The organism is Streptomyces sp. SID486, from assembly GCF_009865385.1.
Taxonomy (GTDB): Bacteria; Actinomycetota; Actinomycetes; order Streptomycetales; family Streptomycetaceae; genus Streptomyces.
Window position 1 is genome coordinate 1 of the sequence record NZ_WWJT01000407.1, and the last position, 15,790, is coordinate 15,790.

The 15,790-nt window shown below is 72.0% G+C and carries 17 protein-coding genes and 1 pseudogene; 9 read left to right on the forward strand and 9 right to left on the reverse strand.

The window, feature by feature from the left end; all coding sequences use genetic code 11:
* From GT045_RS19605 to GT045_RS19615, 3 genes are all read right to left on the reverse strand, one after another.
* On the reverse strand, positions 1-147 hold a 147-nt coding region (locus GT045_RS19605; RefSeq protein ID WP_161334942.1), incomplete at its 3' end, for an ATP-binding cassette domain-containing protein.
* Positions 144-977: an amino acid ABC transporter permease gene (locus tag GT045_RS19610; protein ID WP_161287781.1), complete on the reverse strand. Its 834-nt coding sequence runs from the start codon at positions 975-977 to the stop codon at positions 144-146. The genes GT045_RS19610 and GT045_RS19605, both read right to left, overlap by 4 nt.
* Positions 974-1,822, reverse strand: coding sequence for a transporter substrate-binding domain-containing protein (locus tag GT045_RS19615; RefSeq protein ID WP_161334943.1), 849 nt, complete (start codon positions 1,820-1,822; stop codon positions 974-976). Before GT045_RS19615 ends, GT045_RS19610 begins: the two co-directional genes overlap by 4 nt.
* Before the next feature lie 137 nt (positions 1,823-1,959).
* Between GT045_RS19615 and GT045_RS19620 the strand changes: the two genes are divergently transcribed.
* The 5 genes from GT045_RS19620 to thpD all read left to right on the forward strand — a co-directional run bounded on the left by GT045_RS19620 (position 1,960) and on the right by thpD (position 6,538).
* Positions 1,960-3,060 (forward strand): aminotransferase class V-fold PLP-dependent enzyme, encoded by a 1,101-nt coding sequence (locus tag GT045_RS19620; protein ID WP_161287779.1) that lies wholly within the window; start codon positions 1,960-1,962, stop codon positions 3,058-3,060.
* Positions 3,061-3,384: 324 nt separating this feature from the next.
* Entirely contained in the window at positions 3,385-3,903 is a 519-nt protein-coding gene (gene ectA, locus GT045_RS19625) for a diaminobutyrate acetyltransferase (protein WP_161287778.1), read from the forward strand.
* Positions 3,904-3,916: 13 nt separating this feature from the next.
* A complete protein-coding gene (gene ectB / locus GT045_RS19630; protein WP_161287777.1) occupies positions 3,917-5,188 on the forward strand; it encodes a diaminobutyrate--2-oxoglutarate transaminase in 1,272 nt (423 codons plus the stop codon).
* Positions 5,189-5,234: 46 nt separating this feature from the next.
* A complete protein-coding gene (locus tag GT045_RS19635) occupies positions 5,235-5,639 on the forward strand; it encodes an ectoine synthase (RefSeq protein ID WP_161287776.1) in 405 nt (134 codons plus the stop codon).
* 5 nt (positions 5,640-5,644) lie between these two features.
* Complete coding sequence (gene thpD / locus GT045_RS19640; RefSeq protein ID WP_161287775.1) at positions 5,645-6,538, forward strand: ectoine hydroxylase; 894 nt, start codon at positions 5,645-5,647, stop codon at positions 6,536-6,538.
* 97 nt (positions 6,539-6,635) lie between these two features.
* Here thpD and GT045_RS19645 read toward each other — a convergent pair whose 3' ends face one another.
* From GT045_RS19645 to GT045_RS19660, 4 genes are all read right to left on the reverse strand, one after another.
* The gene (locus tag GT045_RS19645; RefSeq protein WP_161287774.1) at positions 6,636-7,694 is read right to left on the reverse strand and encodes an aminotransferase class V-fold PLP-dependent enzyme; all 1,059 of its coding nucleotides are present in this window, start codon (positions 7,692-7,694) and stop codon (positions 6,636-6,638) included.
* Positions 7,695-7,789: 95 nt separating this feature from the next.
* The gene (locus GT045_RS19650; protein WP_161287773.1) at positions 7,790-8,509 is read right to left on the reverse strand and encodes a DsbA family oxidoreductase; all 720 of its coding nucleotides are present in this window, start codon (positions 8,507-8,509) and stop codon (positions 7,790-7,792) included.
* Positions 8,510-8,586: 77 nt separating this feature from the next.
* Complete coding sequence (locus GT045_RS19655) at positions 8,587-9,093, reverse strand: GNAT family N-acetyltransferase (RefSeq protein WP_202515144.1); 507 nt, start codon at positions 9,091-9,093, stop codon at positions 8,587-8,589.
* Positions 9,090-10,106: a helix-turn-helix domain-containing protein gene (locus GT045_RS19660; protein WP_161287772.1), complete on the reverse strand. Its 1,017-nt coding sequence runs from the start codon at positions 10,104-10,106 to the stop codon at positions 9,090-9,092. Before GT045_RS19660 ends, GT045_RS19655 begins: the two co-directional genes overlap by 4 nt.
* A 50-nt stretch (positions 10,107-10,156) precedes the next feature.
* On the opposite strand from GT045_RS19660, the gene GT045_RS19665 reads away from it, so the two are divergent.
* Complete coding sequence (locus GT045_RS19665; RefSeq protein WP_237538721.1) at positions 10,157-11,566, forward strand: MFS transporter; 1,410 nt, start codon at positions 10,157-10,159, stop codon at positions 11,564-11,566.
* Here GT045_RS19665 and GT045_RS19670 read toward each other — a convergent pair.
* Complete coding sequence (locus GT045_RS19670) at positions 11,526-12,134, reverse strand: DUF1349 domain-containing protein (protein ID WP_161287771.1); 609 nt, start codon at positions 12,132-12,134, stop codon at positions 11,526-11,528. The two genes, GT045_RS19665 and GT045_RS19670, sit on opposite strands and share 41 nt — an antisense overlap.
* A 34-nt stretch (positions 12,135-12,168) precedes the next feature.
* Positions 12,169-13,698: an aldehyde dehydrogenase (NADP(+)) gene (locus tag GT045_RS19675; RefSeq protein ID WP_161334944.1), complete on the reverse strand. Its 1,530-nt coding sequence runs from the start codon at positions 13,696-13,698 to the stop codon at positions 12,169-12,171.
* Between the two features lie 151 nt (positions 13,699-13,849).
* On the opposite strand from GT045_RS19675, the gene GT045_RS19680 reads away from it, so the two are divergent.
* From GT045_RS19680 to GT045_RS19690, 3 genes and pseudogenes are all read left to right on the forward strand, one after another.
* Entirely contained in the window at positions 13,850-14,623 is a 774-nt protein-coding gene (locus GT045_RS19680; protein ID WP_161286939.1) for an IclR family transcriptional regulator, read from the forward strand.
* A 26-nt stretch (positions 14,624-14,649) separates the two neighbouring features.
* A complete protein-coding gene (locus GT045_RS19685; protein WP_161286940.1) occupies positions 14,650-15,135 on the forward strand; it encodes a GNAT family N-acetyltransferase in 486 nt (161 codons plus the stop codon).
* A 152-nt stretch (positions 15,136-15,287) separates the two neighbouring features.
* Positions 15,288-15,790, forward strand: a pseudogene (locus GT045_RS19690) (histidine kinase); the annotation flags it as partial.

Consider the following 15,790-nt stretch of genomic DNA (forward strand, 5'->3'; position numbering starts at 1 on the left):
GCGCAGCAGCGTGGACTTGCCGGAGCCGGAGGGGCCGATGACGCAGACGACCTCGCCCTGGCCGATCTCCAGGTCGATGCCGCGCAGCACCTCGTTGTCGCCGAAGGACTTGCGCAGTCCGCGCACCTCGATCTCCGGGCGGCTCATCGGATCGCCTCCTGGGCCTTGGTCTCCATACGGCGGACGACGAAGCTGAGCGGGATGGTGACGAGCAGGTAGCACAGGCCCGCGACCAGGATCGGCGTGGAGTTGGCGGTGGTGCTGGCGAGGTCGCGGCCGAACTTGGACAGTTCCCGCTCCTCCAGGGTGACGCCGAGGAACAGCACCAGCGAGGAGTCCTTGAAGAGCAGGACGAGTTCGTTGGTCAGCGGCGGCAGGATGATCCGGAACGCCTGCGGGACGATGATCGAGATCATGGCCTTGGCCGGCGAGAAGCCGAGCGAGCGGGCCGCCTCCATCTGTCCCTTGGGCACGGCCTGGATGCCGGCGCGGATGGTCTCCGCCATGTAGGCGGCCGAGACCAGGCCGAGCGCGATGGCGACCTTGCCGTAGGTACCGCCGGGGATCTCCGTGCCCGGGAAGGCCAGCGGGACCGCCACGCCGACGAAGATGAAGATCAGCAGGGCGGGCAGGCCGCGGAAGATCTCGATGTAGACGCCGGCCAGCCAGCGGTAGGGCCCCACCGAGGACAGCCGCATCAGCGCGATGACCATGCCGAGGACGAGCCCGACGACGAAGCCGGACAGCGTGTAGAGCACGGTGTTCTTCAGCGCCAGGGTGATGACGTCCGGGAACATCTGCTTCGCGATGTCGGCCTGGGCGAACTGGTTCTGCAGCCGTCCCCAGTCCGCCGAGACCGCGAAGGCGATCACGGCGGCGGCGAAGACGGCGTACTGCACACCCTGTGACAGACGGCGCTTCTGGCGCCGGGTCAGTCCCTTTTTCTTCGGCTGGAGTGTGGTGTCCGTATCGGTCATGAGGCGGCGGGAGAGGCCACGGAGGCGTTGTACGGGCCGATCCACTTCTCGTAGATCTTCTTGTAGGTGCCGTCGGCCTTGGCGTCCTTGAGCGCCTTGTTGATGGCGTCGAGCAGCGCCTTGTTGCCCTTCTTGACGGTGAAGCCGTACTGCTCACCGGTCTTGATGTTGTCGACGACCTTGAACTTGTCCGCGTTGGCCTTGTCCTTCAGCCAGCCCTGGACGACCGGGTAGTCGATCACGACGGCCTGGACCTGGCCGGCGCGCAGGCCGTTGAGGACCGCGTCGGAGGACTCGAAGGAGATGGGGTCGTAGCCCTTGCCCCGGACGTAGTCCTCGCCGGTGGTCTGCGCCTGGGCGCCGAGCTTCTTGCCCTTGGCCTTGACGTCGGCGAGCGAGCCGACGCCGCTGTCCTTGGCGACCAGGACGGCCTGGGTGGCCTCGAAGTACGGGTCGGAGAAGTCGACGTTCTTCGCGCGCTCCGGCGTGATGGTCATGCCGGCGGCGGCCAGGTCGCACTGCCCGGAGTTCAGGAAGGCGCCGGTCTTGAAGTTCTCGAAGGGCGTGTCGAGGATCTCCTGCTTGACGCCGAGGTCCTTGGCGACGAGGTCGATCAGGGAGACGTCGAAGCCCTGCACCTTGCCGTCGACGTCCGACTGGAACGGCGGGTACGGCAGGTGGGTGCAGGTGGTCAGCTGACCGCCCTTGGCGAGGTGCACGCCCTTGACGGTGGTCTTGCCGCTCCCCGAGTCGCTGGAGGAGCAGCCGGCCACGACGAGCACGAGTGCGGCGGTCGCGGTGGTGGCGGCCAGAAGGCGCGTCCGGCGCCCTGCGAGCGTTTTCATGGGGAGATCTCCTGTGGGGGAACAGTGGCTTCCGATTATAAGGAAGGGTTTGAGTCTCTCAAATCAAACCCATGGTTACGAAGCCTTTCGACCTAAGATCGGTGGAGTCGACCCCCGAGAGCGAAGAGAGCGCCGCCGTGACCCACCCCTTCCTCGACCTGCCCCCGCTGAGTGCCGAGCGCTTCGCCGCCATCGAGGACGCGGTGGCCCGGCTGCTGGACACCCGGCAGGACGTCCTGATCACCCAGGGCGAGGCGCTGCTGCCCCTGGAGGGCGCGATCCGCGCGGCGGCCGGCCCGGGCACGGTGGCCCTGAACGTGATCACGGGTCCGTACGGCCAGACCTTCGGTGACTGGCTCCGCGACGCCGGTGCCACCGTGCACGACCTCGCCGTCCCCTTCCACACGGCGGTGACGGCCGAACAGGTCCGGGCGGCGTTCGCCGAGCACCCGGAGATCGACTTCGTGTCGCTGGTGCACGCCGAGGCGGCGACGGGCAACACCAACCCGGTCGCGGAGATCGGCGAGGCGGTCCGGGAGCAGGGCGCCCTGTTCTACCTGGACGCGGTGGCCTCGGTCGGGGCGGAGCCGGTGCTGCCGGACGCGTGGGGCGTGGACCTGTGCGTGATCGGGGCGCAGAAGGCGATGGGCGGACCGGCGGGCGTCTCGGCGATCTCGGTGAGCGAGCGGGCGTGGGCCCGGATGGCCGCCAACCCCGGCGCACCGCGCCGCTCCTACCTCTCCCTCCTGGACTGGAAGGAGCGCTGGACGGACGCCGGCCGCACGGCACTGCCGCACGCTCCGGCCCAGCTGGAGATGCTGGCGCTGCAGGCGTGCCTGGAGCGGATCGAGTCGGCCGGCCTGGAGACGGTGATGGCCCGGCACCGGCGCGCGGCGCTGGCCACGCGGGCCGGGGCGGTGGCCCTGGGCGGGGGCCTGGCGCCGTACGTGCACGAGGAGAGGGACGCGGCTCCGGTCGCCACGACGCTGCGGGTGCCGCCCGGCGTGGTGGCCTCGGAGCTGGTGGCGCGGGCGCTGCGCAGCGATCCGGCGCTGCCGCTGGCGGCCGGCGGCGGCGCCCTGGCCCGGGAGATGATCCGGGTGAACCACTACGGGCCCGACGCGACGCCGGGTGTGGTGCAGGGGTGCCTGGCGGCGCTGGGCGCGGCCCTCGCGGAGCAGGGACGTGCGGTCGATCCGGTCGCCGCCCGCCAGGCCGTGGAGAACGCCTGGCGCTAGGCGTCCGCGGGGATTCCCGGGGGCGCCACCCCCGGGTCCCCGACGGCGTTCAGAATTACCGAACCCCGAATTCAATTTCTTTTCACAATCCCCGTCAATTTACCCGGCGATAGCTTCCCATCATCTTCTGCCCGCTTTTTGCAGAGCTAAACAGGGGAGTTTGCGAGAGCGTTTCCTGCGCTTTGCACTCTGTGACACAATCCACAACCGGGGTGATTTGTACCGATTTGACGTAGGGCATTACGGACATAGCTCCCGAGGGTCCTTGAGTGCTCGTCGTAGCTCCCGTGCATTTTCGAATTCGCCTCGCTAAATTCGTGCCGCATGACAGCCGCATCCGGAGACCTGCTCATCGAACGCCCGGCGACGACTGACGGAGCCGCACTCTGGCGTCTCGCCAAGGACTCGAAAACCCTCGATCTGAACTCCTCCTACAGCTATCTGCTGTGGTGCCGGGACTTCGCCGCCACCTCGGCGGTGGCGCGCGGCGCGGACGGGGAGCCGGTCGGTTTCATCACCGGATACCTGCGGCCGGAGCGCCCCCGCACCCTGCTCGTCTGGCAGGTGGCCGTCGACGCCGGGCACCGCGGCCTCGGCATCGCCGCGTCGCTGCTCGACAGCCTGACCGCACGGCTCGTCACCGAGCGCGGCATCACCGAACTGGAGACCACCATCACCCCCGGCAACACCGCCTCCGAGCGGCTGTTCACCTCGTTCGCCGAGCGACACGGCGCACAGGTCGGCCGCGAGGTGCTGTTCCCGGCCGACCTGTTCCCGGGCGGCCCGCACGACCCCGAAGTGCTGTACCGCATAGGCCCGTTGTCCGAGACCACCGCCCTCTGAGGAGCGATTCACCGTGACCATCACCCAGCCCGACCTCAGCGTGTTCGAAACCGTCGAGTCCGAGGTGCGCAGCTACTGCCGCGGCTGGCCCACCGTCTTCGACCGGGCCCAGGGCAGCCGGATGTACGACGAGGACGGCCACGCCTACCTGGACTTCTTCGCCGGTGCCGGATCACTCAACTACGGCCACAACAATCCGGTCCTGAAACGGGCGCTGATCGACTATCTGGAACGTGACGGGGTGACGCACGGCCTGGACATGTCGACCACGGCCAAGCGGACCTTCCTGCAGAGCTTCCAGGACCTGGTGCTGCGCCCGCGTGACCTGCCCTACAAGGTCATGTTCCCGGGCCCGACGGGCACCAACGCGGTGGAGTCCGCGCTGAAGCTGGCCCGGAAGGTGAAGGGGCGCGAGGCGATCGTGTCGTTCACCAACGCCTTCCACGGCATGTCGCTCGGTTCGCTCGCCGTGACGGGCAACGCCTTCAAGCGCGCCGGTGCCGGCATCCCGCTGGTGCACGGCACGCCGATGCCGTTCGACAACTACTTCGACGGCCAGGTGCCGGACTTCCTGTGGTTCGAGCGGCTGCTCGAGGACCAGGGCTCGGGCCTGAACAAGCCCGCCGCGGTGATCGTGGAGACCGTACAGGGCGAGGGCGGCATCAACGTCGCCCGGCCCGAGTGGCTGCGCGCGCTCAAGGAGCTGTGCGAGCGGCAGGACATGCTCCTGATCGTCGACGACATCCAGATGGGCTGCGGCCGTACCGGTGCGTTCTTCTCCTTCGAGGAGGCGGGCATCACCCCCGACATCGTCACCGTGTCGAAGTCGATCAGCGGCTACGGACTGCCCATGTCGCTGTGCCTGTTCAAGCCCGAGCTCGACGTGTGGGAGCCGGGCGAGCACAACGGCACCTTCCGCGGCAACAACCCGGCCTTCGTCACCGCCACCGCCGCGCTGGAGACCTACTGGACCGACGGCTCGGCCATGGAGAAGCAGACCCGCACCCGTGGCGAGCAGGTCGAGCGGGCACTGATCTCCCTCACCGAGGAGAACCTCGCCGACGTGAAGGAGTACCGCGGACGCGGGCTCGTCTGGGGCCTGGAGTTCCACGACAAGGAGCGGGCTTCGCGGGTCGCGCGGCGCGCCTTCGAACTCGGACTGCTCATCGAGACGTCCGGCCCGGAGAGCGAGGTCGTCAAGCTGCTGCCCGCCCTCACCATCACGCCCGAGGAGCTGGACGAGGGTCTGAGCGTCCTCGCCCGCGCCGTCCGCGAAACCGCCTGAACCGCTTCGTACAGCGCTCCGTACAGCAAGGAGGAGACACAGCACCGTGATCGTCCGATCGTTCAAGGACATCGAAGGCACCGACCGGCACGTCAGGGCCAAGTCCGGCACGTGGGAGAGCAAGCGCATCGTCCTCGCCAAGGAGCGGGTCGGCTTCTCCCTGCACGAGACCATCCTGTACGCCGGCACCGAGACGTCGATGTGGTACGCCAACCACGTCGAGGCCGTCGTGTGCACCAAGGGTGAGGCCGAACTCACCGACCAGGAGACCGGGAAGACGTACACCGTCACCCCCGGCACCATGTACCTCCTCGACGGGCACGAGCGGCACACGCTGCGTGTCAAGGAGGACTTCCACTGCATCTGCGTGTTCAACCCGCCGGTCACCGGACGGGAGGACCACGACGAGAACGGCGTCTACCCGCTGCTCACCGAGCCCGAGGAGGTGTGAACACGATGGCCACCGCCACCGTCACCGATCTGTACCCCACCCGCGGAACCACCGAGGTGAGCGTCCCGCGCAAGGACCCGGTCGTCTGGGGCTCCCCGGACACCCCGGGCCCGATCCCGACCGCCGATCTCCAGGCGTACGAGCGGGACGGCTTCCTCGCCGTCGACCAGCTGATCACCCCCGACGAGGTCGAGGTGTACCGGCGTGAGCTGGACCGGCTGGTCGCCGATCCGGCGATCCGCGCCGACGAGCGCTCCATCGTGGAGCCGAAGTCGCAGGAGATCCGCTCGGTCTTCGAGGTGCACCGGATCAGCGAACTGTTCGCGAACCTGGTGCGCGACGAGCGCGTGGTGGGCCGCGCCCGGCAGATCCTCGGCTCGGACGTGTACGTCCACCAGTCCCGGATCAACGTCAAGCCGGGCTTCGGCGCCAGCGGCTTCTACTGGCACTCGGACTTCGAGACCTGGCACGCCGAGGACGGTCTGCCGAACATGCGCACGGTGTCCGTGTCGATCGCGCTGACCGAGAACTTCGACACCAACGGCGGGCTGATGATCATGCCCGGCTCGCACCGGACGTTCCTGGGCTGCGCCGGGGAGACGCCGAAGGACAACTACAAGAAGTCCCTGCAGATGCAGGACGCGGGCACGCCCTCGGACGAGGCGCTGACCGCGCTGGCGGGTGAGCACGGCATCCGGCTGTTCACCGGCAGGGCCGGCTCGGCGACCTGGTTCGACTGCAACTGCATGCACGGCTCCGGCGACAACATCACGCCGTTCCCGCGCAGCAACGTCTTCATCGTGTTCAACAGCGTGGAGAACACCGCGGTGGACCCGTTCGCGGCGCCGGTGCGCCGGCCGGACTTCATCGGGGCGAGGGACTTCACGCCCGTGCGGTGAACCGCCGGCGCCGGGGACCTCACCCCGGCGAAGTCCCCCTGTGAGACACCGGGCCGGGGCCTCCTCGTGTGGGACGGGAGGCCCCGGCCCGGTCATGTCAGGACAGGGCGGTCAGCAGCCGGTCCACGTCGTCGGCGGTGTTGTACAGGTGGAAGGCCGCGCGCAGGTTGCCCGCGCGGTCGGAGACCTCGATGCCCGCCTCGCTCAGCTCCGGCTGACGGGAGCCGAGTCCGGGGGCGGAGACGATCGCCGAGCCGGGGGCGGCCACCGGCTCGTGGCCGAGTTCCTCGAGTCCCGCGCGGAACCGGTCGGCGAGGGCGGTGTCGTGGGCGTGGATCGCCGGCACGCCGAGTTCCTCCACGAGTGCGAGGGACCGGCGCAGGCCGGCGAAGGTGAACAGGGCGTGGGTGAGGTCGAACCGCCTCGCGGACCGGGCGAGTTCGGCCACCGGCCCGTAGCAGCTGTCCCACGGCCGCTCGGCCGCGACCCAGCCGGCGAGCACCGGGGACAGTCCGCCGAAGTCCTCGGGGACGGTGAGGAAGGCCGCGCCGTGCGGGCCCAGCAGCCACTTGAAGGAGACGCTCGCGGTGAAGTCGTGGGCGTCGGCGTCCATCGGGAGCCAGCCGGCTGCCTGTGAGAAGTCGACGTAGGTGCGGGCGCCGTGGGTGCGGGCGGCCTCGCGCAGGGCGGCCAGGTCGGCGACCCGGCCGTCGGCGGACTGCGCGGCACTGACCGCGACGAGCGCGGTGCCCGGCCGGACGGACTCGGCGATCCGCTCCAGCGGGACGCTGCGCACCTTGAGGTCGCCGCGGACGTGGAACGGGTTGAGCACGGAGGTGAAGTCGCCCTCGCTGGTCAGGACTTCGGCGCCGGCGGGCAGCGAGGCCGCGATCACACCGGTGTGCGCCGCGACCGAGGCGCCCGCCGCGACCCGGGTGGCCGGGACGCCGGCGAGCCGGGCGAACGCGGCCCGGCTCTCTTCCACGTCCTCGTACAGCGAGGTCAGCGGCCGTCCCTCGGCCCGCAGCAGGGCCGCCTCCTGGAGGGCGGCCACGGTGCGGGCCGGCAGCAGGCCGTTGCTCGCGGTGTTGAGGTAGATGCTCTTCGGCCGGAACTCGGCGCGGACGAGGCTGTCGAACGTCTCCGTGGTCTGCATGGATCCACTCTGCGTCCCGGGGAACCGCCCGTCCATCGCGAATTCGTACCCGCGGTCTGTCAGCGGCGCTTGTGCCACCCCGCCGGCCTGCGGTCTCAGCCGTGCTGCGGAACCGCGCACCCGTCCGGGCCGCAGGCCCCGGCGTCGCCCTGGCCGGCGAGCCGCAGCGGGGAGCGCTCGCCCCAGGCCCGGTCCAGCGCCTGGGTGAAGACCTCGGCGGGCTGGGCGCCGGAGACGCCGTAGGCACGGTCGAGGACGAAGAACGGGACGCCGTTCGCGCCGAGCCGGGCGGCCTCCTGCTCGTCGGCGCGGACCGCGTCGGCGTAGGCGTCCGGGTCGGCGAGCACCGCGCGGACGGCACCGGCGTCCAGTCCGGCCTCGACGGCCAGCTCCACCAGGCGTTCGTCGCCCTCGGTGAAGACGGACCGCTCCTCGGCGAAGTTGGCCCGGTAGAGGATCTGGATCAGCCGGTCCTGCCTGCCGTGCTCCTTGGCGAGGTGCAGCAGGCGGTGCATGTCGAAGGTGTTGCCGTGGTCGCGGTCCCGGGTGCGGTAGTCCAGGCCCTCGGCGGCGGCCTGGGCACCCAGGTTGTCCTCGCCGGCCTGGGCCTGCTCCTCACTCATGCCGTACTTCCCGGTCAGCATGGTGATGACCGGCTGGACGTCGCCCTTGGCGCGGCCGGGGTCCAGCTCGAAGGAGCGGTGCACCACCTCGACCTCGTCGCGGTGCGGGAAGGCGGCGAGCGCCTTCTCGAAGCGGGCCTTGCCCACGTAGCACCACGGGCAGGCGATGTCGCTCCAGATCTCGACGCGCATGTGTTCGGCTCTTCTCCGGGTCGTACGGGCGCGGAGGATCTCCCCGCGCCGGTACGTGAACGTTCAAGCAGGTTGTCTCATTCCCGCGGCGGCACGGTGAAGCAGAGGAAGAGGTGGTGGTCACCCTCGGCGGGCGGGTTCGCGGGGTCCGGGATCCAGCCCTGGCGGGCGTAGAAGGACTGGGCGCGCCGGTTGTCCGTGTGCACGTCGAGGACGGCCGTGCGTCGGCCGTCCGCCCGCCACTCGTCCACGCAGGCCGCGTGCAGGGCGGTGCCGATGCCGGCGCGCCAGTGGCCGGGGTCGACGTGGAACTGGAACAGCTTGACCTTGTCGGCGGGGGCGCCGTCGGGGGTGCGGAAGGAGGCGATGCCGACGATCCGGCCGCCCTGCACGGCGCACAGCACCCGTCCGTCGGTGCGCTCGACGGAGGCGCGCCAGGCGTCCGTCCAGTCGACGTCGGCCTGCGGGACGCCGTCCGGGTAGTAGGTCGAGCGGGCCCGGAAGTGCAGATCGGCGATGGTCCCGGCCTCGGCGGGCAGGGCCGTGCGGATCACGAGGGCGTCGGTCTCACGGTCACTGATCATGCAACGGAGGACGTGACGGCCGCCGTGCCGGTTCCGTGCCTGCTGAACTGGGCGCGGTAGGCGCTCGGTGTCAGGCCGGTGCGGCGGACCAGATGGGCGCGCATCGAGTCGGCGGTGCCGAGGCCGCAGGCGGCGGCCACCTGGTCCATGGACAGCCGGGTCGTCTCCAGCAGTTCCTTGGCGCGCTCGATGCGCTGGTGCAGCAGCCACTGCAGCGGGCTCACCCCGCTCTCGGCGTGGAACCGCCGGGTGAGGGTGCGGACCGAGACCCCCGCGTGCCGGGCCAGGTCGGTCAGGGTGAGGGGCTTGTCCAGGTTGCGCATGGCCCAGCCGCGGGTGTCGGCGCAGACGGTGCCGCGCTCGGGCGGCAGCGGGGTCTGGGTGAACTGGGTCTGGCCGCCGGGCCGGACCGGAGCCACCAGGGCGAGCCGGGCGACCTCGTTGGCGACGGCGGCGCCGTAGTCGGTGCGGATGATGTGCAGACACAGGTCGATGCCGGCGGCGTAGCCGGAGGAGGTGAGGAACTGGCCGTCCTGGACGTACAGGACGTCTCCGCGCAGGTCCACCCGCGGGTACCGCCTGCGCATCTCCTCGGCGTGCGCCCAGTAGGTGGTGGCCCTGCGGCCGTGCAGCAGATCGGCCTCGGCGAGCTGGAAGGCGCCGGTGCAGATGGAGGCGATGCGCCGGCCGTCGGCGGCCGCCTGCCGCAGGGCGGCCACGATCCGCGGGTCCGGCTCGAAGGGGGCCCCGGTGCCGGCGACGACCACCGTGTCGGCGTCCCGCACGGCCTCCAGACCGTGCGGGACGTACAGGTCGAGTCCGCCGGTCGTGGGTACGGGGCCGGGCTCCGCGGTGCAGACGCGCACGTCGTAGCCCCGCTCGCCGTCCACCTCCACCTTGCCGAACAGCATCTCCGGCATGGCGAGGTTGAACATGGAGACGGGGGACGGGGAGATGACGGTGACGCGGTGCGGGACGAGCCGCTCGGGCATGGCCAGAACCTCCGGGTGCATGGCATTCAGGCCACTACTGTACGGCGCCGCGGGTGCCCAGCATGGTGGGCATGCCAACGAACCAGATGCCGAAGACCGGGCAAGCCGCCCTTTTCCGGGGCCGGTCCGCCCCCCGGGGTGACTCGTCCGCCCCCCGGGGTGACTCGTCCGCCCTCACCCTCACCGCCTCCCTGCTCGGCTTCGCGCTGATCTGTCTCGACGCGTCCGTGGTGAACGTCGCGCTGCCCGCGATCGGTTCGGATCTCGGCGCGGGGATGTCGGGTCTGCAGTGGGTGGTCGACGCCTACACGCTGGCCTTCGCCGCGCTGATGCTGTCGACCGGGGCCTTCTCCGACCGGGTGGGAGCGAGCCGGGCGTTCGTGGTCGGCGCCGCGGTGTTCACGCTCGCCTCGGCGGCCTGCGGGCTGGCGCCGGACCTCGCCTCGCTCATCGCCGCCCGGGTCGTGCAGGGCGTGGCCGCGGCGGTCGTGCTCCCGGCCTCGCTGGCCCTGGTGCGGCAGGCGTACCCCGACCCGGCGCGGCGGGCCCGGGCGGTGGCGGCCTGGGCGGCGGGCGGTTCGGTGGCGGTGGCGCTCGGCCCGGTGGCGGGCGGCGCGCTGACGACGGCCTGGGACTGGCGCGGTGTCTTCTTCGTCAACCTGCCGCTGGGTGCGGTGGTCCTGACGCTGCTGGTGCGGGCACCGCGTTCGCGGCCCCGTCCGGCGCCGCTGGACCTGCCCGGTCAGCTGACGGCCGTGGTGGCACTGACGGCCCTGACCTTCGCGGCGATCGAGGGGGGCGCGGCGGGCCGGGCCGCGCTGGTGGTCGCCGTCGTCTCGGGTGCCGCGTTCCTGCGCGTGGAGGCGCGCCGGCCCCACCCGGTGGTGCCCCTCGCCCTGTTCCGCGACCGGACGGTGGCCACGGCGGTCGCGGCGGGGGCGGCGGTCAGCGTGGCCTTCTACAGCATGGTGTTCGTCTTCTCCCTCTTCTTCCAGCAGGTGCTGCACCTCTCCGCGCTGTCCGCGGGGCTGATGTTCCTGCCGATGACGGGCCTGATCGCGGTGACGAACGTGGTGGCGGGCAAGCTCGCGAGCCGCTACGGCCCCCGGCTGCCGATGCTCCTGGGCCAGCCGCTCGCCGTCGCCGGCCTGCTCCTGCTGCTGTTCGTCGACGCGGGCACGCCCCCGCTCCTGGTGGCCGCGCTGCTGGTCCCGCTGGCCCTGGGGGCCGCGCTGACGGTGCCGCCGCTGACCGCCGCGATGATGGAGGCCGTCCCGGCCGACCGTGCGGGTGTCGCGGCCGGTGTCCTGAACGCGGCCCGGCAGGTGGCCGGCGGGCTGGGTATCGCGGTGTTCGGGGCGCTGGTCGCCGACGGCTTCGAGGCGGGGCTGCGGCTCAGCCTGCTCGTCAGCGCGGCCCTGCTGGCCCTGACGTCCGTCCTCAGCTGCCGTCTCGCAGGTCGCCCGGCCAGGCGTCCCTGAACGCGATGTGGTCGTACGTGACCACGCACCCCTCCCCCAGTGGCGACTGGGTCATGAAGCCGACCAGCGCGGCGCCCGTCTCCTTCTCCTCCCCCAGGGTGAAGAGCCGGACGAAGGTCCAGCGCTCGCCGTCCCGGGAGGCGTGGAAGGCGAAGGCCCGGCCGGTCCTGCTGACCCGCAGCCACACCGAGCGCCCCTCGACGGAGAAGGAGTTGGCGTCGTCGGAGTGTCCCCGGGTGACCACCGTGCAGACGGTGGGCACGTCCGGGGAGTACTCCAGGCAGAGCTTGGCCCAGGCCCGCTCGCCCACGTGGACGTACAGCACGCCGGCGTCGAACGCGGACCGGAACCCCACGGTGACCCGTGCGATCAGCTGGAAGTCGCCCTCGGGTGCCCCGAGCAGCCGGGGCGCGTCGGCGGCGGGTTCCAGCGCCTCACCGGTGGGCGGCACGAACCGGTCCTGCCGGGGGCCGGCCCATCCGGTGAGCACACCGTCCTCGTGGGCCCAGTGCGCGTCGGGGCCGTACGTCCGCAGCGGGAAGGGCAGTTGGGGGAGTTCCAGGTCCATCGTCCGATTGTCGCAGGGCGCCCGGAGCGCGGCGCTACCGCTCCAGCACCCCGTCGTACCGCCGGGGAAGGCCCAGCGGGTTGTCGTCGCGCAGCTCCGGCGGCAGCAGCGCCTCCGGCGCGTTCTGGTACACCACCGGCCGCAGCCACCGCTCGACGGCCGTTCCGCCCACGGAGGTGGAGGTGGAGGTGGTCGCCGGGTACGGCCCCCCGTGGTGCTGGGCCGGGGCCACGGCGACCCCTGTCGGCCAGCCGTTCACCAGCACGCGCCCGGCCAGCGGGGTCAGCCGGGCGAGCAGCTCCGGACCCCGGCCCTCGCCGGCCGCCTCGTCCGAGGAGAGCTGGACGGTCGCCGTGAGGTTGCCCGGCAGCCGCGACAGCACGCACTCGGCCTCGGCCTCGTCGGTGTAGCGGGCCACCACGGTCACCGGCCCGAAGCACTCCTCCAGGAGCAGGTCGTGGTCGCCCGCCGCGGCCAGCCGGGCCGCCGGGACCGTCAGGAAGCCCGCGCTGACCGTGTGTTCGCCGTCCGCGCCGGGGGCGACCGGTGCGTCGACGTCCGGGAGCTGCGCGCGCTCGGCCGCTCCGGCGACGAAGTCGTCCCGCATGCGGTGGTCGAGCAGCACTCCGGGACCGGTGCCGCCGACCGCGTCGGTCAGGGACTTCACCAGCCGGTCGCCGCCCGCGCCGGAGGGCACCAGCACCAGGCCGGGCTTGACGCAGAACTGGCCGGCACCGAGGGTCACCGACGCGGCGAGGCCGCCACCGATCTCCTCGGCCCGCTCGGCCGCGGCGGCCTCGGTGACCAGGACCGGATTGAGCGAGCCCAGTTCACCGTGGAACGGGATCGGCACCGGACGGGCGGCGGCGGCGTCGAAGAGCGCCCGTCCGCCCCGCACCGAGCCGGTGAAGCCGGCGGCGGCGACGAGCGGGTGTCCGATCAGTGCGACGCCCGCGTCGAAGCCGTGCACCAGGCCGGCCACGCCCTCGGGGATGCCGTGCTCGGCGGCGGCCCGGCGCAGCACCTCGACGACCCGCTCGGACAGCGCCGGGTGGTCGGGGTGGGCCTTGACGACGACCGGACAGCCGGCGGCCAGGGCGCTCGCCGTGTCGCCGCCGGCGACGGAGAAGGCGAAGGGGAAGTTGGAGGCGGAGTAGACGGCGACGACGCCGAGCGGCACCTTGTAGCGGCGCAGGTCCGGGACGGGCGGGGTCGCGGTGGCGTCGGGGTGGTCGATGATCACGTCGAGGAAGCCGCCTTCGTCGACGATGCCGGCGAAGGCCCGCAACTGGTACGTGGTGCGGGCCAGTTCGCCGGTCAGCCGGGCCGGCCCGAGCGCCGTCTCGGCGTCGGCGGCCTCGACCAGGCCGTCCCGGGCCGCGTCCAGGCCCGCGGCGGCCGAGCGCAGGAAGGCCGCGCGGACCGTGCGGTCGGTGAGCGCGCCGCGCGCGGCGTGGGCCGCGCGGACGGCCGCGTCCACGTCCTGGGCTGTGGCCTCCACCGCAACCTGTTCACGCCGCTTCCCGGTACGTGGGTCGACACTCCAGACTGGTGCTGCTGTCACCGCGGGTCCCTCCCGGTCAAGGCCGCACTGTGTCGGGCCATCCAGGTCAGCCTTCAGTCGCGTTCGATATACTGAACGCCGTCTCTGGTGATGAATACGCTGCCCGGAGACTATATAACTCGAGTCCTCGTCAACGAAGGGGTCACAGGCGATGACGGCAGGCGACACAGGGGGCTCGGCGCAGGTCAAGTCCGCGGTACGGACCGTTGAACTGCTCGAATACTTCGCCGGCCGGCCCGGCATGCACTCCCTCGCGGCCGTGCAGGAGGCCGTGGGATACCCCAAGTCCAGCCTGTACATGCTGCTGCGCACGCTGGTGGAGCTGGGCTGGGTGGAGACGGACGCCACCGGCACGCGGTACGGCATCGGCGTGCGGGCGCTGCTCGTGGGCACGTCGTACATCGACGGCGACGAGGTGGTGGCCGCCGCCCGGCCGACTCTGGACCGGCTCTCCGACGACACCACGGAGACCATCCACCTGGCCCGGCTCGACGGCGTCAACGTGGTCTACCTGGCCACCCGCCAGTCCCAGCACTATCTGCGCCCCTTCACCCGGGTCGGCCGCCGGCTGCCGGCCCACTCCACCTCCCTGGGCAAGGCGATCCTCGCCAGCTACCCGGACGAGCAGGTGCGCAAGCTGCTGCCGGAGACGCTGCCCGCGCTCACCGAGCACACCATCACCGACCGGGAGAAGCTCATCGAGGAGCTGCACCAGGTCCGGGAGCAGGGCTTCGCGGTGGACCGCGAGGAGAACACGCTGGGCCTGCGCTGCTTCGGCGTGGCGATCCCCTACCGCACGCCCGCGCGGGACGCCATCAGCTGCTCGGTGCCGGTGGCCCGGCTGACCCCCGCCCACGAGCAGATGATCAGGGACGCGCTGTTCGACGCGCGTGACCGGCTGACGCTGGCGACGCGCAGACTCTGAGCCCGCCGGACCGTAGGCTCGGGCCCATGGAGATCGCGCTGCGGGCCGTCCGGGACAGTGACCTGCCGGTGTTCCACCGCCAGATGACCGACCCGGAGGCCGTGCGGATGGCCGCCTTCGGCCCGGGGGGCCCGTGCGGCCCGGAGGCGTTCGCGGTCTACTGGCAGCGCCTGTGCGACACCTCCGACGTGCTGCGCACGGTCCTGGCCGACGGGGCCGTGGCCGGCACCGCGGCGGTCTACGGGGTGGCCGGCGAGCGCGAGGTGACGTACTGGATCGACCGCGCGTACTGGGGCCGGGGCGTGGCGACGGCCGCGCTGCGGGGGCTGCTCACCGAGGCGCCCGAACGCCCGCTGTACGCGCGCGCCGCGGCCGACAACACCGCCTCGCTGCGTGTGCTGCAGAAGTGCGGGTTCCGCGAGGCGGCCCGGGCGCGGGGCTTCGCGGACGGCCGGGGCCGGGAGATCGACGAGGTGGTACTGATCCTGGAGGGCCGGACCGGGGAGCGGTGAGCCGGGGACGGGGTGCGGAGGGGGGTCTGGAAGGCCGGACCGGGGAGCGGTGAGCCGGGGACGGGGTGCGGAGGGGGGTCTCCGCCGGGCGGCGGAGGGGGATCGTCGTGGAGCAGGACGCGGACCGCGCTCGCGTGCGGGAGCCTTCCGCCATGACCGCCTCGGCTGTGTTCCTGTTCGGGCGGCGGGCGCGGCGGCGCTGGGTGCATCTGATCCTGGGCGGTGCGCTCGCCATGCCGTACGTCCTCGTCGGCTCGGTCGTCGTCGGACCGCTGGCCGGCGCGGACGGCCTCCTCTCCTCCTTCCCCGTCCAACTCCTCTCCTTCGCGGCCGGGTTGCCCATCGCGGCCGTCACCTCGCTGTTCCCGCCGACCCGGCCGCTGGAGTGCGGTGCCGTCCGTGCGCTGTGCGGGACCGACGAGGCCGCCCTCGCCCAGGGTCCGGCCCGCACCCGAGGTGAACGGGTGCGCACCGCCGCCTGGTTCACCCTGCACCTGGGGCTCGGCGGGATCGTCTCCGGGATGTCGCTGGCCGCGCCGCCGTTCGCGCTGACGCTGATCGTCCTGCCGCTGCTCGCCGCGCTGCCCGGCACGCGGCCCGCCCTGTCCGGAGTCCCGGGCCACGGCTGGGCGTGGGCGCTGTCCCCGCTCGCCGG

Excerpts from the sequence above, each read along its gene's own strand:
- GT045_RS19610 (WP_161287781.1), bottom strand. The coding sequence starts at position 977 with ATGACCGATACGGACACCACACTCCAGCCGAAGAAAAAGGGACTGACC.
- GT045_RS19615 (WP_161334943.1), bottom strand. The coding sequence starts at position 1,822 with ATGAAAACGCTCGCAGGGCGCCGGACGCGCCTTCTGGCCGCCACCACC.
- ectA (WP_161287778.1), top strand. The coding sequence starts at position 3,385 with ATGACAGCCGCATCCGGAGACCTGCTCATCGAACGCCCGGCGACGACT.
- thpD (WP_161287775.1), top strand. The coding sequence starts at position 5,645 with ATGGCCACCGCCACCGTCACCGATCTGTACCCCACCCGCGGAACCACC.
- GT045_RS19645 (WP_161287774.1), bottom strand. The coding sequence starts at position 7,694 with ATGCAGACCACGGAGACGTTCGACAGCCTCGTCCGCGCCGAGTTCCGG.
- GT045_RS19650 (WP_161287773.1), bottom strand. The coding sequence starts at position 8,509 with ATGCGCGTCGAGATCTGGAGCGACATCGCCTGCCCGTGGTGCTACGTG.
- GT045_RS19655 (WP_202515144.1), bottom strand. The coding sequence starts at position 9,093 with ATGATCAGTGACCGTGAGACCGACGCCCTCGTGATCCGCACGGCCCTG.
- GT045_RS19660 (WP_161287772.1), bottom strand. The coding sequence starts at position 10,106 with ATGCACCCGGAGGTTCTGGCCATGCCCGAGCGGCTCGTCCCGCACCGC.
- GT045_RS19665 (WP_237538721.1), top strand. The coding sequence starts at position 10,157 with ATGCCAACGAACCAGATGCCGAAGACCGGGCAAGCCGCCCTTTTCCGG.
- GT045_RS19670 (WP_161287771.1), bottom strand. The coding sequence starts at position 12,134 with ATGGACCTGGAACTCCCCCAACTGCCCTTCCCGCTGCGGACGTACGGC.
- GT045_RS19680 (WP_161286939.1), top strand. The coding sequence starts at position 13,850 with ATGACGGCAGGCGACACAGGGGGCTCGGCGCAGGTCAAGTCCGCGGTA.
- GT045_RS19685 (WP_161286940.1), top strand. The coding sequence starts at position 14,650 with ATGGAGATCGCGCTGCGGGCCGTCCGGGACAGTGACCTGCCGGTGTTC.